We start from the raw sequence: 23541 nt of genomic DNA, 5'->3' as shown, positions 1-23541 counted from the left end.
AGGGAGCCCCCGCACGCCGGTTGCGCGCGGGGGCCGGTGATACGCGGGCCGTCACACGGGCGTACGTCAGAAGACGTGGACCCCGTAGGCGCTCAGGGCCTCGGTGACCGGCTGGAAGAAGGTCGTGCCGCCGGAGGAGCAGTTGCCGCTGCCGCCGGAGGTCAGGCCGTAGGCGATGCCACTGTTGGAGTACAGCGGGCCGCCGGAGTCGCCGGGCTCGGCGCAGACCGTGGTCTGGATGAGGCCGGAGACGATGCCGTCGGCGCCGTAGTTGACCGTCGCGTTGAGCGCGGTGACCCGGCCGTTGTGGATGCCCGTGGTGGAGCCGCGGCGGTAGACCGTGGTGTTGACGGACGGCGTGGCCGCGCTGGTGATGTCCACGCTGCCGACGGTGCCCGACTTGGCCACCGAGCTGTTCGTGTAGCGCACGAGGCCGTAGTCGTTGCCCGGGAAGGACGAGCCGGCCGTGGTGCCGAGCGTGGTGCTGTGCCCGGAGTCCGACCACCAGGTGCCCGCGCCGCTGGTGCAGTGACCGGCGGTCAGGAAGTAGTAGTTGCCGCTGTTGTCCTGGACGTTGAAGCCCAGCGAGCAGCGCCAGCTACTCGCATAGATGGCGTCGCCGCCGGAGATCAGCTTCTTGAACGCACCCGGGGTGTGCTTGATGGTCAGAGCACCGGCGTTGGCTCCGGCCTGCTCCTTGATCTTGGCGATCTCGGCCTGGGAGACGGTGCTGTCGACGGTGACGACAACGTTGTTGTTCTTGCTGTCGACCGCCCAGGCCGTGCCGGGGATGTCCGCCTTGAGAACAGCGTCGCTCGCGCTGGTGAGCTGCGTGGCGCTGAACGTCTGGACGTCGGACGCGTTCGCGGTGGGGGCTGCGAACGCCGCCGCGGCCACGAATCCGGAGGCAAGGGCGATCAGCCGGGTCCGTCTCGCGACGCTGCGGGAAATGGTGCGCTCGTTCCTCACGTTTCGTTCCCTCCCAGGGGAAGTCGGGGGCCCGCGTGGGGTCGGGGCCCGTGAGGCGCAGTCAGGGGCACGAACGACCGGATTCCGGTCCGTCGTGCACCTGACAAGCGCTGTGGGGGAGTATTCGGCCGAACGGACGGTCGGCGCAAGGGTGCCTTTCGGCCGCCAGTTTTTGAACGGGCTTGGTGAGTTATTGGCCCATTCATGTCCGAACCGTCGGCTCTCCTTGCTTCTCGTTGCTTCCCCTCGCCCGGCACCTCCCCTCGCCTCGCCTCCCCTCGCCTCCCCTCGCCTCGCTTCCCCTCGTGTCAGAGCAGGTTCCGCTCCCCCGCGTCGATCGCGATGTCCAGGGTGTTCCCCGGCGGTGGGAAGGGGCACAGGAAGTGGTCGGCGAAGGCGCACGGCGGGAGCTGGGACCGGTTGAAGTCCACGGTCGTACGGCCCTCCGCGTCGGGCGCGGCCGGGTACAGGAACCGGAACCGGAAGCTGCGCTCTCCGCTGCCGGCGTCGGCGAACACCGCCCACAGCCGCCCGTCCGCCTGCCGTGCGACCTGGAGCGTCCGCTCCTGACCGGCCAGCGAGAAGGCGAGTTCACCGGCGAGGCCGAGGCCGCGCCGGACCCCGTCGGCGTTGTCGACCCGCACGGTCCGGGCCGTGTCGTACGGGGTGAAGCGGCCGGGCACCGACCAGCGCGGGTCGTACGGGGTGGCGTCGATGCCCCGGAAGACGCGGCGCGTCGTGGCGTCCGGGTCGTAGTCCCGGACGCCCCAGACCCCTTCACGGACCAGCACCACCAGCCGGCGCGCGCCGAGCGTGACGCGGGCCGCCGGTTCGGCGTCGGCGCCGAGCCGGACCTCGCCGGCGAACGGCCGCCCGTCCAGGGCCAGTCCGTCGGCCTCGGTCGCGGTGAGGACGACCGCGTCACCGTCCGCCGTCCAGGTCCCGGGAATGTCCCGAAGTCGCCCCTGCGGCTGGTCCTCGATCCAGTGCGTGCCGGACAGCGCGAGCGGCCCGTAGGGGGCCGACACCGTCTCCGTGCGCCGTTCGTGCCAGCGCTTCCACTCGTCGTTCGGGTCGGTCGTCATCGTGGTCATCGGTCCTTCCGTGCGGGGGTCGCGAGCCCCAGATGTGAGCGAAGGGTGCTGCCCCGGTATTCCGTGCGGAACGCGCCGCGCTCCTGGAGCAGCGGCACCACCCGGTCCACGAACTCGTCGAGTCCGCCGGACGCGGGGTGCGGTACGAGGACGAAGCCGTCGGCCGCGTTCCGGCGGACGAAGGCGTCGAGTGCGGCGGCGACCGTCTCCGGGGTGCCGACGAAACACGACGGCTCGTCCGCCTCCGCCCCGCCCGGTGCGGGACCCGGGTCCGCGGCGACACGCGGCGCGTGGCCGGTGCGCCGGGCCGGCACCGGTCGCGGGGCGGTCCCGGCGGCCTTCTCCCGGGCCTCGGCCGCGCTGTCGCCGAGGACGATCCCCACCCCGGGCATGATCTTCAGGTCGTCCGGTGCCCGGCCGTACTTCGCCAGGCGGCGCTTGACATCGGCGTAGTAGGCGCGGCCCGCCTCCAGCGCACCGGGCCGGGTGCCGGGGCCGGCGGGCCCGCGGCCCCCGAACCCCCGGCCCCAGCAGAGGACGTCGGCCGTGGCGGCGGCGAGTTCCCGGCCCTCGTCCGAGTGGGCCGCCTGGATCACCACGGGGTGCCCCTGCGGGGAGCCGGGCACGGTGAACTCGCCCGCGAGGTCGAAGTGCCGCCCCCGGTGTGCGAACGGCCGGGGCTCGCCGTCCGGCGGCCAGGAGTCCCACGCCGCGCGTGCGGCGGCGACGAACTCGGCGGCGCGTGCGTACCGGTCGGCGCGGCCGGGACGGCTGCCGCGGCGGAAGTTCCCGCCGGTGACGGCGTCCACGGAGGTCACCAGGTGCCAGGCCGCCCGGCCGCCGCTGAGGTGGTCGAGCGTGGCGAGCCGCCGGGCGAGTTCGTAGGGCGCATGGGAGGTCGCGTCGGCCGTGGCGGCGAGCCCCAGCCGCTCGGTCACGGCGGCGAGGGCGCTGAGCGCGGTGACCGGCTCGGGCCGTGCCACCGCCTCCGTACCTGCGTGCCGGTTCGCGGGTCCGCCGGGGAGCGGACCGCCGCCGGTGAGGAACAGGAAGTCGAACAGCCCGCGTTCGGCGGTGCGGGCGCTCCGTTCGAACGCGGCGAACGCGGGCAGCGGCGAGGCGCCCGCGACGGGACGCCGGGCCGGACCGGCGGCATCCGCGGGGGCGGCCCTCCCACCCGGGCCGCGGCCGGCCGGACGGGAGACGTGGGTCCTGCCGCCGTCCGCGCGCGGCCCGGAGTGCGGCAGCGCGGCGAGATGGATACGCCGTGGGGCGGACCCGCGTACGGTCATGATCCGCCCCCGGCCGCCTCGTACCGATTCGCGGGCCGGGCCAGGCCCAGGTGCTCCCGCAGGGTGCTGCCCGGATAGAAGGTGCGGAACAGGCCGTGGTGCTGGAGCAGCACCACGGTGCCGTTGACCAGCCGCTCCAGATCGCGGTGCGGCTCGGCGGGGACCAGGTGGAAGCCGTCGACGGTGGACTCCGCGTGCCAGGCGGCGATCAGACGGGCCAGGTCGACGGGTCCGCCGCGGTACAGCGGACCCCGCGCGTCCGCCCCGGGTCCGGTGCCGGCCCGGCGCCCGGTCTCCCGGTCCCGGCCGGGCAGCGTGGACCCCCAGCCGGCCGCCACCGCGGGCTCGCCGCCGCCGAGGTCGACGACGAGGCTCGCCAGGATCCGCAGCGTGTCCGGGTCCCGTCCGTACCGGGCCGCGGCTGAACGGAGTTCCGCCCGTACGGCGGCCGCCCGTGCGCCGTCGGCCGCGCGCACCAGCGCCACGTCGGCGTACCGGGCCGCCGTCTGCCGGGCGGGCCGCTCGGTCGCGTCGACCACGCGCACCGGGTGGCCCTGGGGCGGGCGCGGCAGGACCGAGGGGCCACGGACCGAGAAGGTGGCGCCGGTGAAGTCGACGCGGTGCCGCCCGCCCCGGGCGCCCGGCCGGCCGGGTGCCGCGTCCGGTGGCCCGCCGCCGTCCGCCCAGCTGTCCCACAACCGCGCGGCCACGTCGGCGACTTCGCCCGCCTCCCGCCACAGCGCGTCGGCGCCCGCGGCGGGACGGCGGCCGAAGAGGCGGGCCTCGTCCTCGCCGGACGAGACGTCGAGCCACCAGCCGGCCCGGCCCCGGCTGACCCAGTCGAGAGTGGCGACGGCCGTCTGGACGTGGAAGGGCTCGGTGTGCGTGGTGGTCACCACGGGCACGAGTCCGATGCGCCCGGTCTCCGGCGCCACCCGGGCGAGGACCGCGAGCGCGTCGGGTCCGGGGCACCCGAAGCCGTCCCCGAGGGTGACGAAGTCCAGGCCGCCGCGCTCGGCGAGCCGCACCTGCTCGGTGTACGCGGCGGCGGCGGCGTACACCGACGGCTGGTCCACGGCGGCGGCCAGGTGCAGCAGCCCCCGGCTGGACGATGCGGTCATGTCCGGGACGACCTTTCTGGGGTGCGGCGGGCCTTTGGGCGACGCGGCGAGGACCGCACCGCGCCTCGGAACGGTCGCGCGGCGCCCCCGTGGAGCCGGCTCACAGCACCTTGGAGAGGAACGCCCGCGTCCGTTCGTGCCGCGGGGTGTCCAGCACCTCGGCGGGGCCGCCCTGCTCGACGATCCGCCCGTCGTCCATGAACACCACCGTGTCGGCGACCTCACGGGCGAAACCGATCTCATGGGTGACGACGATCATCGTGGTGCCCTGACCGGCCAGGTCCTTGATGACGTCGAGGACCTCGCCGACCAGTTCGGGGTCGAGGGCGGAGGTGGGTTCGTCGAAGAGGAGCAGCTTCGGTTCCAGGGCGAGGGCGCGCGCGATGGCGACCCGCTGCTGCTGCCCGCCGGAGAGCCGTTTCGGATAGGTGTCGGCGCGGTCGCCGAGTCCCACTCGCTCCAGCAGGGCGCGGGCGGTGGCCTCGGCCCGCGCACGGGGCCGCTTCAGTGCGGCCACGGGTGCCTCGACGACGTTCTCCAGCACGGTCAGGTGCGGGAAGAGGTTGAAGTTCTGGAAGACGAACCCGATCTGGGTGCGCTGCCGCAGCACCTCGCGTTCGGACAGCTCGTACAGCGTGTCGCCCGAGCGCCGGTAGCCGATCAGCGAGCCGTCCACGCTGATCGTGCCGCGGTCGATCTTCTCCAGGTGGTTGATGGTGCGCAGCAGCGTCGACTTGCCGGAGCCGGACGGGCCGAGGACGACGGCGACCTCACCGGTGCGCACGGTGAGGTCGATGCCCTTGAGGACGTCGAGCTGTCCGAAGCTCTTGTGCACGGACCTGATGTCGACCATGACGCTCATCGCGTGGATCCCTTGGTGGATGGGGGGTGAACGGGGCAATGGACGGGGCAATGGACGGGGCAATGGACGGGGTGGTTCACGCCGCGGCGCGCCAGGTCTTCTCGCGCAGCAGGACCAGGGCCGCGCGGGCGGTGGCGTCGTTCTGCCGGAACGCCGGGCCACCGGTGCGCGGCCGGGTGAAGGCGCCGGGGGTACGGCTGTCGGTGTAGGGCCCGAGCGCGAAGCGGCGGGGATGCGGCCGGCCGGCCCCGTCGAGGATCCGCCCGTCGGCGGAATCCACCCGCAGCAGCCCGTCGGGGCTCTCGGCGGCGCCGTCGGCGTGCAGTTCGCGCAGCAGTCCGTCGCGGGCGCGCCCGACGGTGGGTTCGGGCAGCCGCGCCTCGACCAGGGCGCGCGCCTCGACGTGGAAGCCGGGCACGGTGGGCGAGACCGCCCGAAACACCCCGTCCGCGGCGGTCACGGTCATGTCGGCGCCCATGAACCGGACGACGCCCGCCCGGGACAGGGCGAGCAACTGCCGCAGCCGGGGTCCGGGCGGTCCGGAGGCGAGGTAGCTGAAGAAGCCGTGCCACCACGGGCCGATGCCGCCGAGCCGGACCAGTTGCCCGTAGACCGACAGCAGAGCGAGGAACACCGCGAGGTCGGGGCTGTGCCGCGGGTCGTGCCGGCGGCCGAGGTCCGCCTCGACGTGGTCGCGCAGCCAGTCCTGGAACTCCTCGTGCGAGGCGAGGCGCACCCCGTCCAGGGGGTGGTCGAGGGCGTCGAGGTCGAGCCGGTCGGCGGGGTCGGGCACGGCGGCGGCGACCAGCGCCCGGATCTCGTCGGCGGTCTCGGCGGCGGCGTACTTCTCCTCGAAGTCGGCGCGGGCGACGGCCGTCCGCTCGGGGTGGGCGGTGAACAGCCGGTGATAGTGGGCAAAGCCCAGTTCCTTCGCCACCAGCGGCCACACGTCCCGCCGGAAGTCCACTCCTGCCCCGCTCCCGGTCCCGTCCGGTCGGAGAGCCCCCCGCCGCCGGGCGAGCAGCGCGTCGACCTCGGCGGGCCCGAAGAAACGGGGCAGCGGGAGGCGTTCGCCGCTCCAGTCGTAGCCGATCTTCGAGTGGTACGGCACTCCGCGGCGGGAGCCCACGTACAGCACCGGTTCACGCCCCGACGGTATGTACGCCTCGCCCTCGTACCGTCCGCCGCGGCCCTCGGTGAGCAGCACCATCAGGTCGACGAAGGCCAGCCCGAAGCCCCGTACCAGGACGGGTTCACCGGCCTTGAGCGGGGACAGGTCGCTGTCGGCGGTGAAGTCGGGCGGCAGGTGGAGCAGTCCGTGGGTGCGCGCGTACGCCGCCAACTCGGCCTGCTGGTCGTCGAGTTCGGCGTCGAGATGGCCGAGGGCGAGGACCACGGCATCGGCGAGCAGCGGACGCGGGCGGCCCTCCAGCCACACCTGCTGGCGCCCGTCGCGCGGGCCGCCGATCCGCAGGGCGCGCCGGGGGTGGTGGTGGACGGCGATGTCCGCGGGCAGGTCGGCGACGGCCCGGTCGTACACCATGCGCAGGTAGCCGCCCTGGGTCTGCCGGTCCGCGAAGGTACGGCCGTCGAGGCCCGCCCACTCGTGCAGGGTGGGCCCCTCCCGGACCGGGCCGGCCATCCGCACCGTCTCGTCGGTGAACATGGTGACGTCCTCGGCGTGCGAGTTCATCCACAGCAGCGGGGACTGTGCCGCGCGCCAGATGCGTCCGGCGCCCGGCGGGCAGGGGTCGACGAGGTGGATGTCGAGGCCCCCGCCGGCGTACAGCTCGGGCGCGTTGGCGGCGATGCGCTCCAGCAGACCGGTCCCCCGCGGACCGGCCCCGACGATCACCAGTTGCGGTCTCATCGGCGGGCCTCCGAGCCGCGGGCGTAGTACCGCTCCACGTAGTGCTGGCCGACGCCGAGCACCGAGGTGACCACGGTGTACCAGAGGGTAGCGACCATCAGCAGCGGGATGACCTGGTAGGTGCGGTGGTAGATCAGCTGCGCCGAGAACAGCAGGTCGCTCACCGCGATGACGCTCACGATGGAGGTGCCCTTGAGGGTGCCGATCAGCATGTTCCCGGCGGGCGGCACGATGGCGCGCATGGCCTGGGGCAGCACGATCCGCCGCCAGCGGCGTGCCCGGCTCAGGCCGAGTGCCTGGGCGGCCTCGATCTGGCCGCGGTCGACGGAGAGGATCCCGCCGCGCACCACCTCGGCGGCGTAGGCGGCCTCGTGCAGGGTCAGGCCGATGATCGCGACGGCGATCGGGGTGAGCAGGTTGACCGTCTTCACGCCGAGGATCTGCGGGTACAGGGCGCCGATGTTGAACCACAGCAGCAGCTGCACCAGGATCGGGATCGACCGGAACAGCCAGACGTAGCCCCAGCTCACCGCCCGCAGGACGGGGTTGGCGGAGAGCCGGAGCGCGGCGAGCAGGGTGCCCAGGGCGAAGCCGAGGGCCATCACCACCACGGTCAGCCAGAGCGTGAGCCACAGCCCGCGCAGTACCGAGTCCGAGGTGAAGTAGTCGGCGACGACGCCCCATTGGAACGCCTCGTTGCGCAGGACGGAGGTGAGGGCCAGGGCGAGCAGGACGAGGAGGGCGACGGCGGCGGTCCACTGCCCGAGCCGGCGTTGCGGGACGATCCGCAGGGTGTCCGCGTGCTCGGGAGTCTCCGGTGCCGCGGGGACTTTGGCGAGGGTGTCGGATGACATGCGAAGGCTCCGTGACATAGCTGGAACACGGTGGGCGTCTTCACACGCTTCGCCTCGCGGCGGCTGCGGCCGAGCCCCTCAGCAGGGCCGCCCGTCGAGAGTACGTGGGCGTTTCCGCCCGTTGTCAAGGGTGTCCATACTGTGAGCGGTACGTCTCAGGTCGGTTGACGCGGAACCGGGGACCTGTTCCACTTGGCCCATGCATCCACAGCAGTGGCTGGTCACCCGCTCCCACATCGACTTCGGTCGCGTGTGGTCCTCTTCCTGTTGAGCTGACCCACTGCGCGCCCGCCGTTCGGCAGGCGCCCGCGCGTTCTCCCCGCCGACCGGCGCACTTCCCGCTGTTCCGCGCGCTACCGCGCCCCCTTCCGGGTTCGCCTCCGCGTTCCCGTCCGGATTCACCTCCGCGTTCCCTTCCGGGTTCGCCTCCACCCTTCGCACCTCCGCCCCCGTCTTCACACGCGCACCCCCTCCCCTCGCGCTCCGCACTCTTCGGCTCACAGGAGACCGCTGCCCGATGCGCATATCCAGAAATGCCCGCCACACTCTTTTTGCACCGTTCCTGACCGTCGTCTCGGCCGCTCTGCTGCTCACCGGCTGCGGTTCGGGGTCCGACGGCTCGGCCGGATCCGGTGCCGCGGGCGTGGCCGCCGGGTCCGACGCGGTGCCCACCACGGACGTCGTCTCCGGCATCCCCAAGGACGGGGCCGCCGCCGCCCTGCTGCCCGCGGGCACCGGACGGCTGACCGTCGCGGTCAGCGTCGGCGGCACCCCGCCCAGCACCACCTACCTGGCCGACGGCAAGACCCTGACCGGCCAGGACGTCGACCTGACCAAGGCCGTCGGGAAGGTGCTCGGCATCGAGCTGTCGGTGGAACAGGCGTCCTTCGAGGCGATTCTGCCCGCCCTCGACAGCGGCAAGTACGACTTCGGCGCGAGCAACTTCGGCGTGACCGACGAACGCCGCAGGACGATCGACTTCGTCACCTACATCAACGACGGCCAGGGCTTCGCCGTCCGCGACGACAGCAAGCTGTCCAAGGTCACCGATCTGCGCCAGTTGTGCGGACTGAACGTCGCGACCGGCGCGGGCACCACCTTCGAGGCCACGCTGGAGGAGAACAAGCACGTCTGCACCGACGCCGGGAAGAAGGCGTACTCCGTGCAGACCTACAGCGAGCCCGGCGCGATCTGGTCCTCCCTCCAGCAGGGCCGCAGCGACATCGTGATGTCCACGATCAACGGCCTGCGGTACGCCGTGGCCCACCAGAGCGGGGTGAAGTTCCTCAACGAGTACCACCGCCTCGACGTCGGCTTCGCCTTCAAGAAGGGCTCGAAGCTCGCTCCGGCGTTCCAGGCGGCGGTGAACCGGCTCATCGCCGACGGCACGTACGACAAGATCCTCAAGAAGTGGGGCACGACCGGCTCGGCGATCACCAAGTCGCAGATCTCGCCGCCGGAATCGAAGGAGTAGCCGGTCGCGGGGTCAGGGCCGGCCCTAACAGTTGCAACCGCAGTCGCAGCCGTCACATCCGTCGCACCCGTCACAATTCCCGCAGCACTCACAGCAGTCACCGCAGCCGCCGCAGTCCCCGCAGTCGCACTTGGCGCAGCACCCCTCGCGCCGCTGCTGGGACCAGGGCCCCTCGAACTCGTCGGCGCAGCAGGCACGGCAGGTGCAGAACAGGCCGAGGGCCGCCGCACACCCCGCCCACATGCCCCGCCGGCCCCGGCGCGGCGGCTCGCCACCGGACGGGTCGCCTCCCGACGGGTCATCCGCGGACGGGTCGCCGTCCGGACCGTACGGACCGTCAGGTACCCGGGGTTCGTCCGGCGCCTGAGGGACGTGCGGGGTCCCGGGCGGTCCGGAGGCGGCTCCGGGCGCATGCCCGCAGGAGGCCGTCCCGAACGCCCGGTCCACCGAGCGGCGCAGTTCGTGCGCGAGCAACCGGTGCGCCAGCCTGCCGTCGGTGAACTCCACCTCGCGCAGCGCGAGCCGGATGCCGTGCAGCGCGTCGTCGGCCAGCCGGCGGGCCTCGGTGAGCGGGGTACCGGTGACGGTCAGCGGGTTCCAGGCATCTGACGCGGCGTCGGCTGCCTGGTCCTCCACGGCGTCCAGCAGATGCGCGAGCCGGCCGAAGAGCCGGCCGGCCTCGGCGAGCGGCGCCGCGTTGCCCGGCCGGCCGGCCAGCAGGGCCGTGTGCGCGAAGGCGGCGGCCGTCGCGGTCTCGGTCGGCTCGGTGACCGTGAGCACCGGTGTGCCCGGTCCGGCCAGCGCCTCGACGCCGGTCTGCCGGTCGACGGCGTCGACGAGGAGCGCGGTGTCGAATCCGACCAGCGACCCGCCGCGCGCTCCCGCCCGTCCCCAGTTCGCGGCGACCCGGCGCGCGGCGAGCGCCACCGGACGGCGTGCCAGCAGCCCGTCCCCGTCGGCGACATGGTCGCGCACCTTGGCCGAGGCGAGCACCAGCGAGACGGCCGCCGCGAGCCGCGCGCCCTCGCCCCGGGCGACGGACGCGGTACGCATGCCGCGCAGCGGACAGGGCCCCGCCGTGCGCCGCGCGTCCCCCGCCCGATCGGCCTGAGCCTCCGTCAGAACTGAGAGGAGCAGCCCGTCGTAGTTCGTCACGATCCGCGCGAACTGCCCGTGGTCCCCGCGCAGCGCGAGGCACAGCCCGCACAAGTGCGCCGTCCACTGCGCCCGAAGACCCGCACCGAGCCGGTGCGGACAGGGCCGTACGATCCCGAACACGACTTCCCCCCGCGCTGTCCTACGGCATTCGACCGTGCCGCAATACGACATTCAGCCGCGGCATCGTATCGGCCTACCGTCATCCCGGACCGGCCTCCGCGCTCACCCGGACGCACCACTTCTCACCCATACGCCGCGAAGAATCATATTTCACTCACAGTCAGCAGCCGTACGTGGCTGCACCCTTGGGGCGTCCGGGCTCTCGACGTCTGCGCTGTGCACCAGTAGCGTCACAAACCCCCCGCGCGGCGTCTGTCCACTTGGCGCGCCATCCGCATCATGGACGACCATAGGGGTGCGGAAAGCAAGAGGGACCGCTGTGAGAGGAGGCGTCCATGGGATCGGTACGCAAGGCGAGTGCCTGGCTTGGCCTCGTCGACGACAACGATGACGAGCGCTACTACGACGACGACTACTCCGAAGGGGCCGAGCCCGGGGAAGCCTGGGTCACCGACCCGCGGGTCAAGGTGGCCTCGGACACCGCCGAGGAGACGGGCCGCCGCATCGGCACGGTCACTCCGGACAGCTTCCGGGACGCCCGCGCGATCGGCGAGCTGTTCCGGGACGGGGTTCCGGTCATCGTGAACCTCACCGCCATGGAATCCACCGACGCCAAGCGCGTGGTCGACTTCGCGGCCGGTCTGATCTTCGGTCTGCGCGGTTCGATCGAGCGGGTCGCCACCCGGGTCTTCCTGCTGACGCCCGCGCACACCGAGATCGTCAGCGGTGAGCCGGCCGCGCACCGTTCGGACGGCTTCTTCAACCAGAGCTGAGGCAGGGCCGCTCGCCGGCCCCGCCCCGGCCCCTGGGCCGGATCAGCGGAAGGCGTCGAGTCCGGTGAGCGCCTTGCCCAGCACGAGCTGGTGCATCTCGACGGTGCCCTCGTAGGTGAGCACCGATTCGAGGTTGGTCGCGTGCCGCATCACGGGGTATTCCAGGGAGATCCCGTTGGCCCCGAGGATCGTCCGGGCCGTGCGGCAGATCTCGATCGCCTCCCGTACGTTGTTGAGCTTGCCGAAGCTGATCTGCTCGGGGCGCAGCCGGCCGGCGTCCATGCGCCGCCCCAGGTGATGGGCGAGCAGGATCCCCTTGTGCAGTTCCACCGCCATGTCGGCGAGTTTGGCCTGGGTGAGCTGGAAGCCTCCGATCGGCCGCCCGAACTGCTCCCGGGACTTCGCGTAGTCGACGGCGGTCTCGAAGCAGGTGCGGGCCGCGCCCATGGCGCCCCAGACGATGCCGTAGCGCGCGTGCGAGAGACAGCTCAGCGGGCCGCGCAGGCCGGTGACCTCGGGGAGCACGGCGTCGGCGGGCAGCCGTACGTCGTCCAGGACCAGTTCGCCGGTGACGCTGGCGCGCAGCGACCACTTGTGCTTGATCTCCGGGGCGGCGAAGCCGGGGGTGCCGGCCGGGACGAGGAAGCCGCGGATGCCGTTGTCGGTCTGCGCCCAGACGACGGCGACGCCGGCGACGGAGCCGTTGGTGATCCACATCTTGCGGCCGCTGAGCACCCAGCCCCCGCCGTCGCGCTTGGCGTACGTGCGCATCGAGGCGGGGTCGGAGCCGTGGTCGGGTTCGGTGAGCCCGAAGCAGCCGATGACCTCGCCGGCCGCCATCCGGGGCAGCCAGTGCCGCTTCTGCTCCTCGCTGCCGAACCGGTGGACGGCGTACATGGCCAGGGAGCCCTGTACGGAGACGAGCGAGCGGATGCCGGAGTCGGCGGCTTCCAGTTCGAGACAGGCGAGGCCGTACTGCACGGCGGAGGCACCCGCGCAGCCGTACCCGGTCAGGGACATGCCGAGGGCGCCGAGGGAACCGAGTTCGCGGGCGAGTTCCCGGATGCCGGGGAGTTCGCCGCTCTCGTACCAGTCGGCCACGTACGGCAGCACGCGGTCCGCGGCCCAGGTCCGCACGGTGTCCCGGACGGCCAGGTCCTCCGGGTCCAGCAGGTCGTCGATGCCGAGCGGGTCGGCCGGGTCGAACGGGGGCAACTTCGCGGACGCGGACATGGACACCCTCCGGGACACGGAACCAGCACCGCTGGTTGCACTTCGCCGTGACGCTACGACGCGGCGCGTGCGGCGTCCAGCCCACTCTCCCACCGGCCCGGCGGAGCACCCGGCCGACAGCCGGCACCGCCCGCCTTCACCCGCCGCCCGGCGACCGGCCGGGCCGTCCCCGCTGGGCGGGACCGCCCCTTGCCGGACCGGCGTCCACTGCCGGACGAGACCCCGGGCGTCGCCCCGTCACGCCGAGACGCGGGTCCGCTCGGCCTCCCTGGGCGCGGGGAGTTCCACCGGATCCGGTTCGCACTGCATGACCCGCGGCAGCCGCAGCGCCATCACCGCTCCGAGCAGCAGCAGGCCCGCGCTCACCAGCAGGGTCACGTGCAGACCGTGCACGAAGGAGTCCCTGGCCGCGCGGCGCAGCGCGGCTCCGGCCGGGCCGCCGATCCGCCCGGCCACGTCGTACGCCTCCCCCAGCGAATGCCCGGCCGCGGCGGAGGCCCGCGCCGGCACCCCGGGCACGGAGGCGAGGCCGGGCGCGTACGCCGCGTTCATCACGCTGCCGAGCAGCGCGATGCCCATCCCGGCCCCCAGTTGGTAGGAGGTCTCCCCGATCGCCGCGGCCCCGCCCGCCTGCCGGAGCGGAGCCTCGCTGAGCATGGACTCGTACGCGCCGAAGAGGGTGGTCTCCAGGCCGAAGCCCAGCAGGACGAAGCCGAACAGCAGCAGCCCGGGGTTGTCGCGCCCGCCCATCGCCGTCAGCGTCAGCACGGCGAGCGCGGTCAGGCAGAAGCCGGAGCACACCATGCGCCGTGGCCCGAAGCGGCGCAGCATCCTGGCCCCGGCCAGCCCCGCGGCCATCGCCGCGACCGTCAGCGGCAGCAGCCGCAGGCCCGTCTGGAGGGGCGACAGGCCGAGCACCAGTTGCAGATACTGCGCGGCGATCAGTTCGAGACCGACCAGCGCGAGCATCGCCAGCACGATGCACCCCACCGACGTACTGAACGCCGGCCGCGCGAACATGCTGAGGTCCACCAGCGGGCAGCGGCGCCGCCGCTGCCGGCGCACGAACCACACCACCAGCAGCACGCCCACCACCAGGGGCACCAGCGTGAGGGCGCTCGCCGGCTGCCCGCCGCCGAGCCGCTTCACACCGAAGACCAGTCCGAACAGGCCGGCCGCGGCCGTCAGTGCGCCGGCCACGTCCCAGGGTCCGTCCCGCTCCCCCTTCGACTCGGGCAGCAGCAGCCGCCCGACCGGCAGGCTGACCAGCATCAGCGGAATGTTGACGAGGAAGACCGAGCCCCACCAGAAGTGCTCCAGCAGGAAGCCGCCGAGCAGCGGGCCGACCGCGGCGCCCACCGCGGCCACCGCGCTCCAGACGCCGATGGCCAGTGCGCGCTCGCGCCGGTCGGGGAAGACCTGGCGCAGGATCGACAGGGTCGCCGGCATGATCATCGCGCCGCCGACGCCGAGCAGGGCCCGCGCGACGATCAGCAGCCCGGCGCTCGGTGCGACGGCGGCCAGCGCGGAGGCGGCGCCGAAGAGCGCGTAACCGAGCAGCAGGACCCGCCGGCGACCCACCCGGTCGCCCAGCGTGCCGAAGAGGATCAGCAGCGAGGCGCAGACCAGCGGATAGACGTCGACGATCCAGAGCAGTTCCGTGGCACCGGGCCGGAGATCCTCGGTGACGGCGGGCACCGCCACGTGCAGGACGGTCGCGTCGAGGGCGACGAGCAGCAGGCTGACGCAGAGGACGACGAGGACGACCCAGCGGTTGGCACCGGTCCCGGGCGCCCGACGGCGCAGCCCTGCGGCGGCCGGGGTCGTCTGGGACATGTACGTACCTCCAAGAAGTTCCCTCGCGTGCGGCGGACTGCGGCGGGGTGACCGGGCCCCGTCGTGCGGCCGGAGAGGAGCGGGGTCTCCGGCGGCGCGCGGTACGGACGCGAGTGACACGTCAGCGTACGCGAGTCCGTTCCGCCGGTACGTGGCGGAACTCTCACAGTCCACGCTCACTCACGTGACGTACACCACCTCTCAAACGCCTGACCACATACCGACCGTCCATGCGGTTCAGCGGCCGGTCGATAATCGAGCCCGTGACCGATCTTGAGACGCGCGTGGCACCTGCTCGCGCCACACCGTTGCGCCGGGCGGCTCCCGCCCTTCTCGGGTACGCCGCCGTCCGTGCGCTGGGCCTGATCGTGCTGGCGGTGTGGAGCGCGGCGCGCGGCAAGAGCGCGTACACGCTGCTCACCGCCCGCTGGGACGCGCTGTGGTACACGCGGGTCGCCGACCTCGGCTACGGCTACGAGGTGCGGCTGCCGAACGGCGACGTCCACTCCAACCTCGCCTTCTTCCCGCTCCTGCCCTGGCTGGAGCGGCTGCTGCACGCGCTCCTGCCGGTGTCGTACGCGGACGCGGGTTTCGTCGTCTCCCTGGTGGCCTCGCTCGCCGCGGCCTGGGGGATCTTCGCGGTGGCGGACCATGTGTACGGCGCCCGGGCGGGGGTCTGCGCCGTCCTGCTGTGGGCCGTGCTGCCCGTCGGGATCGTGCAGTCGATGGCGTACAGCGAGTCGCTGTTCACGGCGCTCGCCGCCTGGTCGTTGTACGCCGTGCTGACCGGACGCTGGGTGAGCGCCGGGGTGCTCGCCGCACTGGCCGGGCTGACCCGGCCGGTGGGCCTCGCCGTGGTCGCGGCGGTGTGGGCGGCGGGCGTTGCGCCGTTCGTGCGGCACTGGCGCGACAGGGCATCGGACGGCGCGCGGACCGCCGGACACGCCCCTGGGGCCGAAAGCGCCGCCCGCGCCCCGCGTGTTCCGACCGAGGAGGGCGCGGGGTACGCAACTCACGCCCCATCTGTCACGGACGGCGCGTCCCTGACCCGACGCGCCCTCGGCATGCTGATCGCTCCCCTCGGCGCGGCCGGCTATGTCCTGTGGGTCGGCCTGCGCACCGGCAAGGGCCCGCTCGGCTATCTGGATGTGCAGGCGGGCTGGCGCAACGGCTTCGACGGCGGATACGCCTTCGCCCGCTTCGTGGCCGACAAGTTCACGTCGTTCCCGTCGGCCCTCGCCGGTCTCGCGCTGATCATCGGGGTGATCCTGCTGGTCCGGCTGTACGTGACGGGCGTACGGGAGGGCCAGCCGCTCGCGCTTCTGGTGTACACGGGCGTCGTCACCGCGCTCGCCCTGTGCGCGTCAAGTTACTTCGGTTCCAAGCCGCGGCTGCTGCTGCCCGCCTTCCCGCTGCTGCTCCCCCTCGCCCGGGCCCTGGCCCGGCTGCGCACATCCCCTTCGGTGCTGGTCACAGCCGGTATTGCGGCGGCATCGGCGGTCTACGGCGCGTTCTGGCTGAACGGATCGGGACCTCCGTGATCACTCCCGGCCGTCCGATGAGCGGCAGGAAAATTCCACCCGATCTCCCGGTGAACGAATTCATAAGCGGCATAAAACGAACACCCGGCATGATCAAAGGAATTGCACGAGCCAACGACCGGGGATTGCGGAATCTTCGGGAATTGGCCGCCAGTTGAGAGGTTTCCCACATCACATCGTCATCACAAAGCCGCTGCTTCGCCCGGGCACACAGCTCACTCGCTGTAACGTCGATTGGGTGCGTACCGAACGAAACCTCACCCGTCTGGACCGGGTGTTCGCCAGGCTGGACCGTGAGCCGGAACGACCGGCCCACATCGATGTGCCGAAGATGAGCCGGCACCGGGTCGTTCTGTTCTCCGCGACCCTGGCTTTCTATCTGGCGATCGTATGGGCCGTAGTGACCACCTCGTGGCTGGTCCGGCTCGACTGGCAGGTCATGTTCTTCCGGCCCTACCAGCAATGGCCGGGGATCCACGCCTTCCTCGACTACTACGTGGTGCTCGGCCAGCGCGGCCCCACCGCCGTGATGGTCGCGGCCTGGCTGGGCTGGCGCTCCTGGCGGCAGCACACGCTCCGCCCGCTGCTGACCCTCGGCGCCTCGCTGCTGCTGCTGAACATCACGGTCGGCGCCGCCAAGCTCGGCATGGGCCGGCTCGGGCCGCACTACGCCACCGTGATCGGCTCGAACGAGATGGGCCTCGGCGGCGATATATTCCCCAGCGGCCACACCGCCAACGCGGTGGTGACCTGGGGAATCCTGGCATATCTGGCCTCCACCCCGAGAGCGCGCCGCTGGCTGTCCGCGGTGTCGGCGGTGACCTCGCTCGGCGTCGGCCTCACCACCGTCTACCTCGGTACGCACTGGCTGAGCGACGTGCTGCTCGGCTGGGCCGCGGGACTGCTGATCCTGCTGGCGCTGCCCTGGTTCGAGCCGCTGATCGCCAAGGCCGAGGTCGCGATCTTCGACCTGCGCGACCGCTGGCGCGTCCGCCGCACGCCGGCCGTCCCGGTGCCCGTCGTGCTCAAGCCGCGCGCCACACCCGCCGAGGAGACACCCGCGGCCCGCGAACCCGCACCTCCGGTCCGCACCGCCCGGACACCGATCCACCTGGCACCGGGCCCGCACACCACGCGCTCCGAACGCACCCCGGTCACCCCGGTGGGCAGCCGCCGCCCGCCGCACGCCGACCGCGTCCCGCGTGGCGGCGCCCAGGCGGCCCGCCCCATGACCGGCGGCTGACGCGGCGCGGCGGGGGGTCCGGTACGCACGACCGCCCGCCGCCGCGCCGTCTCAGCCCTTCCAGGCGCGCGCGACCCTGCCGTCCCGCACCTCGAAGTTCAGCCGGCCCGCGCGGTACTCCATGGTGATGATCGCACCCGGCGGCAGCGAACGCACGGTCGGCCAGCCGCGCCGCCGCGCCAGCCGCTCCGCGCCGGCCGCGTCGAGGCCGACGTACCCTTCCGGACTGTCCGCGGGCTCCGCCGGCGGAGTGGGAATCGGTGCCATACGGCCACGCTAGGCCCTGTCCGGCGAGCGGGGAAGCCGGAACGGCGGCGGATACTTCCGTATCCCTCTCCGGTCACACTTCTGTCACAGCATCACGACAAGCGTTCCAGTCGAACTCCGTCACACGTACGGGCGGTTCCTTACGCCTCAGCGGCCCATTCGAACGGAATTCCCGCGTGTTGGGATGCCCCTTCGAAAAGCACCAAGGAAAGTTCCCCGGAGTGCCGCTCGGGTTGGCCACGGGATCGCTTTCCCAGGTGAATCCAAGCGGTTTCACAGGAACTGACACCGCATAGGAATTTCACCGCGCCGACACAGGACCCCCGTCTGCCCGCCGGCCGGCCCGTCGCCGGGCGGACGGCACCGCCGCGGCGGACCCGGCGCGACGAGCGAAGGGGCGAAGCTGCCATGGGGACCGAGACCGCGACGGCGCCGGTGCACCCGGGGCCACAAGCACGGCCCGGCCGGGTGGTCGTGGACTGGCTCACCACCACCGACCACAAGAAGATCGGCCACCTCTACCTGATCACGTCGTTCGGGTTCTTCCTGGCCGGCGGGTTGATGGCCGTGATCATGCGGGCCGAACTCGCCCGCCCCGGGCTCCAGGTCGTCTCCAAGGAGCAGTTCAACCAGTTGTTCACGCTGCACGGCACGATCATGCTGCTGCTGTTCGCGACACCGAGCTTCGCGGGCTTCGCCAATGAGCTGATGCCGCTCCAGATCGGCGCCCCGGACGTCGCCTTCCCACGGCTGAACATGCTGTCGTACTGGTTCTTCCTGTTCGGCGGCCTCATCGTGCTCGGTTCGCTGGCCGTGCCGGACGGCCCGGCCTCCTTCGGCTGGTTCGCCTACGCCCCGCTCAACAGCGCCACGCACTCCCCGGGTGTCGGCGGTGACCTGTGGATCATGGGGCTCGCGCTGGCCGGTTTCGGGACGATCCTCGGCGCGGTCAACTTCATCACCACGATCGTCGGGATGCGCGCCCCGGGCATGACCATGTTCCGGTTGCCGATCTTCACCTGGAACACGCTCTTCACGTCGGTCCTGATCCTGATGGCGTTCCCGATCCTGGCGGCGGCGCTGCTGGTCCTGGAGGCGGACCGGCAGTTCGGCTCCCGGGTGTTCGAGGCGGCGAACGGCGGGGCGCTGCTGTGGCAGCACCTGTTCTGGTTCTTCGGCCATCCCGAGGTGTACATCATCGCGCTGCCGTTCTTCGGGATCATCACGGAGATCATCCCGGTCTTCAGCCGCAAGCCGATCTTCGGGTACCTGACCCTGGTCGGCGCGACGATGGCGATCACCGCGCTGTCCATCATGGTGTGGGCGCACCACATGTTCGCCACGGGCGCGGTGCTGCTGCCCTACTTCTCCTTCATGTCGTTCCTGATCGCGGTGCCGACGGGCGTGAAGTTCTTCAACTGGACCGGGACCATGCTGAAGGGGTCGCTGTCCTTCGAGACGCCGATGCTGTGGTCGTGCGGCTTCCTGGCGACTTTTCTGTTCGGCGGGCTGACCGGGGTGATCCTGGCGTCACCACCGATGGACTTCCATGTCACGGACTCGTACTTCGTGGTCGCGCACTTCCACTACGTCGTGTTCGGCACCGTTGTCTTCGCGATCTTCGCGGGTTTCTACTTCTGGTGGCCGAAGTTCACCGGGAAGATGCTCGACGAACGGCTCGGGAAGGTCCATTTCTGGACGCTGTTCATCGGGTTCCACACCACCTTCCTGGTACAGCACTGGCTCGGCGCGGAGGGCATGCCGCGCCGCTACGCCGACTACCTCGCCGCCGACGGCTTCACGGCGCTGAACACGGTCTCCTCGATCGGCGCCTTCCTGCTCGGCATGTCGACGCTGCCGTTCCTCTACAACGTCTGGCTGACCGCCCGGTACGGCGAGAAGGTCCACGTCGACGACCCCTGGGGCTACGGGCGCTCCCTGGAGTGGGCGACCTCCTGCCCACCGCCGCGGCACAACTTCATCACCCTGCCGCGGATCCGTTCCGAGTCCCCGGCGTTCGATCTGCACCATCCCGAGTACGCGGCCCTGGAGTCCGCCCGTCCGGCACCGGCACCCGGGGAGACGTGAGCGACACGCGCGTCGCACGCGCACGCCCCGCGCGGCAGTGGACCGGACGGGGAGGGCGCGGCGGTGCCGTGCAGAGCGCGAGGCGTCGGCCGGGCACGATCAGGTCGGGGTCGGCGCCGATCACGGCCATGTCGGCGGCGTAGATCCGCTGCCAGTCGCCGCCGTGCCGGGCGGCGATGCCGCTGAGCGTCGCCGGTGCGGACGGTGTAGTCACCACCGCCGGACGCGGCACGCAAAGAGCCAGGGGCGGTGCCGTCCTGCTGCCGGTGCCGAGATGGTGCCGGCCCGGTGCGGCGGCGGACGTACCCGAGCGGTGCTCGCTGCACAGCGGAGGAATCCAGGCAGCCGGGCGTGCCGGTTTCAACCAACTCCTCGTCATTCCGGGCCAGTTGACTGTTACCTCAGGTATCGGCGATTTTCGGACACCCATTTCATTCGCTGATTTCAGGATTTGTCGACCAGTCGCTCAGTAGACCCGTGATTCAGTTCACCGGCCCAAGTCCCGCCGCCTCACACAGAGTTGACCTGGAGTATGCGATTCCGCACGGAGCGTCACCACGTGCGGCAGATGGTTCGATTCCGTTCTCCTCGGAGCGTGACTCCCGCCGCAGGTCGCCCGTTGTCTTCTTCATGAGCCCACGACCCCGGGGCTCACGGGCCGGGCGTCACCCGGTCGCACCGCACCACATCCCGAGGGAGCCACCGTGCCGCGCATGCTCGACGTCAGCGACGCCGTCCGCGCCGAGATCGGCGACGAAGAAGCCGACCGGCTGCTCGCCGGAGAGAACGCCCCGGGCAGTTACGACTGCACGTCCTGCCGCACGCCGGGCGACTCCGAGCAGGAGCGCACCAGCACCGTCCTGTTCATCGGGGACGAGACCGCCGTCCTCGCCTTCGCCCACGCCAGTTGCCTGCCCTCGCAGGTCGTCCAGGTCACCGAGGAGCAGTTGCGCGGCGCGGTCCGCTCCATCAGCGGCGACTCCGTCGGCGGCGGCGCCTTCGCCGGCGAACCGCAGAGGGCGGTGCCGGAGCAGGCGGTGCTCGGAGTGACCAGCGGTCTCGTGCTGATCACCGGGGAGCTGCACCCGGCGCTCGTCGTGGAGCCGACCGCGCCGATCGTGCGCCCGGGCACGACCGGGGTGGGGGACGACTTCCTGCCGCTCCTCATCGAGCAGGGGTTCATGCCGCTGGTCGAGCTGACCGCCGTACCGCCGGTGCTGCACGGCTGGTCCGTGCTGCTCGCGGTCGGCCAGTTGCACGCCGTCCTCCAGCCGGGTCCGAACGGCGGGCAGCCGGTCGCCTGGTGGCAGGCGCACCAGCCGCTGCAGGTGACCGACGGCTGGCGGGCCGCGGCCAACAAGCACCAGCAGGTGCTGATGTTCGCCGCACCGGTGGGCTCCATCGGCCGGCAGCCCCGCGAGGACCTGCTGCGCGACGCGCTGGACAGGGCCGCGGCGCTCGGCAAGCTGGTCGCGGCCACGCTGCCGCTGGCCGGGACCTGACCGCGCCGCACTCCCCCGCACTCCCCCCGGAGCACCCGGGTTCACACGCGACCGCAGGTGGTGCGCGGCTCGTCGGGCGGTTCCGCGTGCCCCCAATGCCGCACCGCCGGGCCGCATCCCGAGCGGCTCCGGGTCGTTTGGACATACGTGCACGCATACGACGTTCATCCCCGCCGCCCGTCCTTCGCCCCCGTGCCGTCCGCCAGGACGAGCCCGGACTCCCCCGGCAGCCCCTCGGCCACCCCCATCTACGACTCGCTCATCGCGGAGTGGCTCAAGACCTTCCGGGCGCTGCCGGGTGACCGCAGCGGCGAGGAGGAGATGAAGTTCGTCGCCTTCGGGTTCACCCCGCACGGCACCGGCGCGCACGAGACGGGCTCGTACAGCACGGGCTCGTACGGCACGGGGCCCTACGGCACGGGCTCGTACGGCACCGGGTCGTACGGCTCGAACGCGTACACCGCCTACAGCGCGGGGGCCCACAGCGCCCGGCACGGCACCGGACAGCAGCAGACGCAGTGGCAGCGGGTCGGGTCGCTGGGGCGGCACGACACCGGGATGCACCATGTGCCGGCGGCGCTGCCGCCCGGGCCACGCCGGGGAGCATGACCGCAGGACGGCGGAAGGGCGGCCCGCACGGGAGCCGCCCTTCCGCCGTTCCGTCCGCCGCTTCGGCCGGTCCGCGCGGCTGCGCGCAGCCGCGCGGACCGGCCGGCTCCGCGCTACTTCTTCTTCGTGCCGCGCTTCTCGCGGACCCGCACCGAGATATGGATCGGCGTCCCCTCGAAGCCGAACTCCTCACGCAGCCTGCGCTCGATGAAGCGCCGGTAGCCCGCCTCGATGAAACCGGACGCGAACAGCACGAACCGCGGGGGCTTGGTGCCGGCCTGGGTGCCGAACAGGATGCGCGGCTGCTTTCCGCCGCGGATCGGATGCGGATGGGCCGCGACCAGTTCGCCGAGGAAGGCGTTGAGACGGCCGGTCGGCACGCGGGTCTCCCAGCCCGCCAGGGCCGTCTCGATCGCCGGGACCAGCTTCTCCATGTGCCGGCCGGTGCGCGCCGAGACGTTCACCCGGGGCGCCCAGGCGACCTGGCCCAGCTCGGTCTCGATCTCCCGTTCCAGGTAGTAGCGGCGCTCCTCGTCGAGGGTGTCCCACTTGTTGTAGGCGACGACCATCGCCCGGCCCGCCTCGACGGCCATGGTGACGATGCGCTGGTCCTGTACGGAGATGCTCTCGGCGGCGTCGATCAGGACGATGGCGACCTCCGCCTTCTCCACCGCCGCCGCGGTGCGCAGCGAGGCGTAGTAGTCGGCGCCCTGCTGGAGGTGGACCCGCTTGCGGATACCGGCCGTGTCGACAAACCGCCACGTCGTGCCACCGAGTTCGATCAGCTCGTCGACCGGATCCCGGGTGGTGCCCGCGAGTGCGTCGACGACGACACGCTCCTCACCGGCCACCTGGTTCAGCAGTGACGACTTGCCGACATTCGGCCGGCCGATCAGGGCGACCCGGCGCGGGCCCCCGACACCGCTGCCGCCGAAGCCCTCGCGCGGCGCCTCCGGCAGCGCTTCGAGGACGGCGTCCAGCATGTCGCCGGTGCCGCGGCCGTGCAGCGCCGAGACCGGGTGCGGCTCGCCGAGGCCGAGCGACCACAGGTAGGCGGCATCGGCCTCACCGCTCGGACCGTCGACCTTGTTGGCGCACAGCACGACCGGCTTGCCCGCCTTGCGCAGCAGCCGCACCACCGCCTCGTCGGTGTCGGTCGCGCCGACCTTGGCGTCGACGACGAAGACGACCGCGTCGGCCGCCTCGATCGCGTACTCGGCCTGCGCGGCGACGGAGGCGTCGATGCCGAGGACGTCCTGCTCCCAGCCGCCGGTGTCGACGACCTTGAAGCGGCGGCCCGCCCACTCGGCCTCGTAGGTGACACGGTCCCGGGTGACGCCGGGCCGGTCCTCGACGACCGCCTCGCGGCGGCCGATGATCCGGTTCACCAGAGTCGACTTGCCGACGTTGGGACGGCCGACGACGGCGAGCACGGGCAGCGGACCGTGGCCCGCCGCCTCGATGGCGCCCTCGACGTCCTCGACGTCGAAGCCCTCTTCCGCGGCGAGCTCCATGAACTCCGTGTACTCGGCGTCGCCGAGCGCCCCGTGCTCGTACTCGTGCTCGGCCGAGCCGTCGGGCTGGATCTGGTCGTTCATGAAGTCCGTACCTCGTTCATCGTGGTGATCGGTGGAA

At 72.2% G+C, this 23541-nt stretch carries 19 protein-coding genes; 7 read left to right on the top strand and 12 right to left on the bottom strand.

Features of this window, described 5'->3' with window-relative positions; translation table 11 throughout:
• Positions 1-66 precede the first annotated feature (66 nt).
• The 7 genes from ACFY2B_RS15350 to ACFY2B_RS15320 all read right to left on the bottom strand — a co-directional run bounded on the left by ACFY2B_RS15350 (position 67) and on the right by ACFY2B_RS15320 (position 8062).
• Positions 67-969 (bottom strand): S1 family peptidase, encoded by a 903-nt coding sequence (locus tag ACFY2B_RS15350; protein ID WP_390763613.1) that lies wholly within the window; start codon positions 967-969, stop codon positions 67-69.
• Between the two features lie 308 nt (positions 970-1277).
• Positions 1278-2054: a DUF1684 domain-containing protein gene (locus tag ACFY2B_RS15345; protein ID WP_390763824.1), complete on the bottom strand. Its 777-nt coding sequence runs from the start codon at positions 2052-2054 to the stop codon at positions 1278-1280.
• A gap of 5 nt (positions 2055-2059) precedes the next feature.
• The gene (locus tag ACFY2B_RS15340) at positions 2060-3355 is read right to left on the bottom strand and encodes an LLM class flavin-dependent oxidoreductase (protein WP_390763612.1); all 1296 of its coding nucleotides are present in this window, start codon (positions 3353-3355) and stop codon (positions 2060-2062) included.
• Complete coding sequence (locus tag ACFY2B_RS15335; RefSeq protein ID WP_390763611.1) at positions 3352-4476, bottom strand: LLM class flavin-dependent oxidoreductase; 1125 nt, start codon at positions 4474-4476, stop codon at positions 3352-3354. The genes ACFY2B_RS15340 and ACFY2B_RS15335 overlap by 4 nt, the downstream gene beginning before the upstream one ends.
• Positions 4477-4576: 100 nt before the next feature.
• Positions 4577-5338 carry an amino acid ABC transporter ATP-binding protein gene (locus tag ACFY2B_RS15330; RefSeq protein ID WP_390763610.1) on the bottom strand — a complete coding sequence of 254 codons (762 nt, stop codon included), beginning with the start codon at positions 5336-5338 and terminating at the stop codon, positions 4577-4579.
• Between the two features lie 76 nt (positions 5339-5414).
• A complete protein-coding gene (locus ACFY2B_RS15325; RefSeq protein ID WP_390763609.1) occupies positions 5415-7208 on the bottom strand; it encodes an FAD/NAD(P)-binding protein in 1794 nt (597 codons plus the stop codon).
• Positions 7205-8062: an amino acid ABC transporter permease gene (locus ACFY2B_RS15320; protein WP_390763608.1), complete on the bottom strand. Its 858-nt coding sequence runs from the start codon at positions 8060-8062 to the stop codon at positions 7205-7207. The genes ACFY2B_RS15325 and ACFY2B_RS15320 overlap by 4 nt, the downstream gene beginning before the upstream one ends.
• Positions 8063-8579: 517 nt before the next feature.
• Between ACFY2B_RS15320 and ACFY2B_RS15315 the strand changes: the two genes are divergently transcribed.
• The gene (locus ACFY2B_RS15315) at positions 8580-9536 is read left to right on the top strand and encodes an ABC transporter substrate-binding protein (RefSeq protein ID WP_390763607.1); all 957 of its coding nucleotides are present in this window, start codon (positions 8580-8582) and stop codon (positions 9534-9536) included.
• A 24-nt stretch (positions 9537-9560) separates the two neighbouring features.
• Here ACFY2B_RS15315 and ACFY2B_RS15310 read toward each other — a convergent pair whose 3' ends face one another.
• Positions 9561-10814 (bottom strand): DUF5685 family protein, encoded by a 1254-nt coding sequence (locus tag ACFY2B_RS15310; protein ID WP_390763606.1) that lies wholly within the window; start codon positions 10812-10814, stop codon positions 9561-9563.
• Between the two features lie 335 nt (positions 10815-11149).
• Here ACFY2B_RS15310 and ACFY2B_RS15305 point away from each other — a divergent pair, with 335 nt between their 5' ends.
• On the top strand, positions 11150-11587 hold the full coding sequence (locus tag ACFY2B_RS15305) for a cell division protein SepF (RefSeq protein ID WP_390763605.1): 438 nt from the start codon (positions 11150-11152) through the stop codon (positions 11585-11587).
• Positions 11588-11629: 42 nt separating this feature from the next.
• On the opposite strand, the gene ACFY2B_RS15300 is transcribed toward ACFY2B_RS15305, so the two are convergent.
• Together ACFY2B_RS15300 and ACFY2B_RS15295 are read right to left on the bottom strand one after the other, a co-directional pair.
• Entirely contained in the window at positions 11630-12820 is a 1191-nt protein-coding gene (locus ACFY2B_RS15300; protein WP_390763604.1) for an acyl-CoA dehydrogenase family protein, read from the bottom strand.
• A gap of 237 nt (positions 12821-13057) precedes the next feature.
• Positions 13058-14656 carry an MFS transporter gene (locus tag ACFY2B_RS15295; RefSeq protein ID WP_390763603.1) on the bottom strand — a complete coding sequence of 533 codons (1599 nt, stop codon included), beginning with the start codon at positions 14654-14656 and terminating at the stop codon, positions 13058-13060.
• 263 nt (positions 14657-14919) lie between these two features.
• On the opposite strand from ACFY2B_RS15295, the gene ACFY2B_RS15290 reads away from it, so the two are divergent.
• Both ACFY2B_RS15290 and ACFY2B_RS15285 read left to right on the top strand, forming a co-directional pair.
• Positions 14920-16197, top strand: coding sequence for a glycosyltransferase family 39 protein (locus tag ACFY2B_RS15290; RefSeq protein WP_390763602.1), 1278 nt, complete (start codon positions 14920-14922; stop codon positions 16195-16197).
• Between the two features lie 238 nt (positions 16198-16435).
• Positions 16436-17440: a phosphatase PAP2 family protein gene (locus tag ACFY2B_RS15285; protein WP_390763601.1), complete on the top strand. Its 1005-nt coding sequence runs from the start codon at positions 16436-16438 to the stop codon at positions 17438-17440.
• 51 nt (positions 17441-17491) lie between these two features.
• Here ACFY2B_RS15285 and ACFY2B_RS15280 read toward each other — a convergent pair whose 3' ends face one another.
• Positions 17492-17707: an I78 family peptidase inhibitor gene (locus tag ACFY2B_RS15280; protein WP_390763600.1), complete on the bottom strand. Its 216-nt coding sequence runs from the start codon at positions 17705-17707 to the stop codon at positions 17492-17494.
• A gap of 408 nt (positions 17708-18115) precedes the next feature.
• On the opposite strand from ACFY2B_RS15280, the gene ctaD reads away from it, so the two are divergent.
• The 3 genes from ctaD (at position 18116) to ACFY2B_RS15265 (ending at position 21906) form a co-directional block, all read left to right on the top strand.
• Complete coding sequence (ctaD, locus tag ACFY2B_RS15275) at positions 18116-19795, top strand: cytochrome c oxidase subunit I (protein WP_390763599.1); 1680 nt, start codon at positions 18116-18118, stop codon at positions 19793-19795.
• A gap of 704 nt (positions 19796-20499) precedes the next feature.
• The gene (locus ACFY2B_RS15270; RefSeq protein WP_390763598.1) at positions 20500-21297 is read left to right on the top strand and encodes a hypothetical protein; all 798 of its coding nucleotides are present in this window, start codon (positions 20500-20502) and stop codon (positions 21295-21297) included.
• A 147-nt stretch (positions 21298-21444) separates the two neighbouring features.
• Positions 21445-21906 carry a hypothetical protein gene (locus ACFY2B_RS15265; RefSeq protein WP_390763597.1) on the top strand — a complete coding sequence of 154 codons (462 nt, stop codon included), beginning with the start codon at positions 21445-21447 and terminating at the stop codon, positions 21904-21906.
• A gap of 113 nt (positions 21907-22019) precedes the next feature.
• Here the strand turns inward: ACFY2B_RS15265 and der are convergent, their stop codons facing one another.
• Positions 22020-23504 (bottom strand): ribosome biogenesis GTPase Der, encoded by a 1485-nt coding sequence (der, locus tag ACFY2B_RS15260; protein WP_390763596.1) that lies wholly within the window; start codon positions 23502-23504, stop codon positions 22020-22022.
• Between the last annotated feature and the right edge of the window lie 37 nt (positions 23505-23541).

The organism is Streptomyces sp. NPDC001270 (assembly GCF_042896695.1).
Taxonomy (GTDB): domain Bacteria; phylum Actinomycetota; class Actinomycetes; order Streptomycetales; family Streptomycetaceae; genus Streptomyces.
Note: the sequence above shows the minus strand (reverse complement) of the source record. Positions and strands in the feature narration are given on the sequence as shown.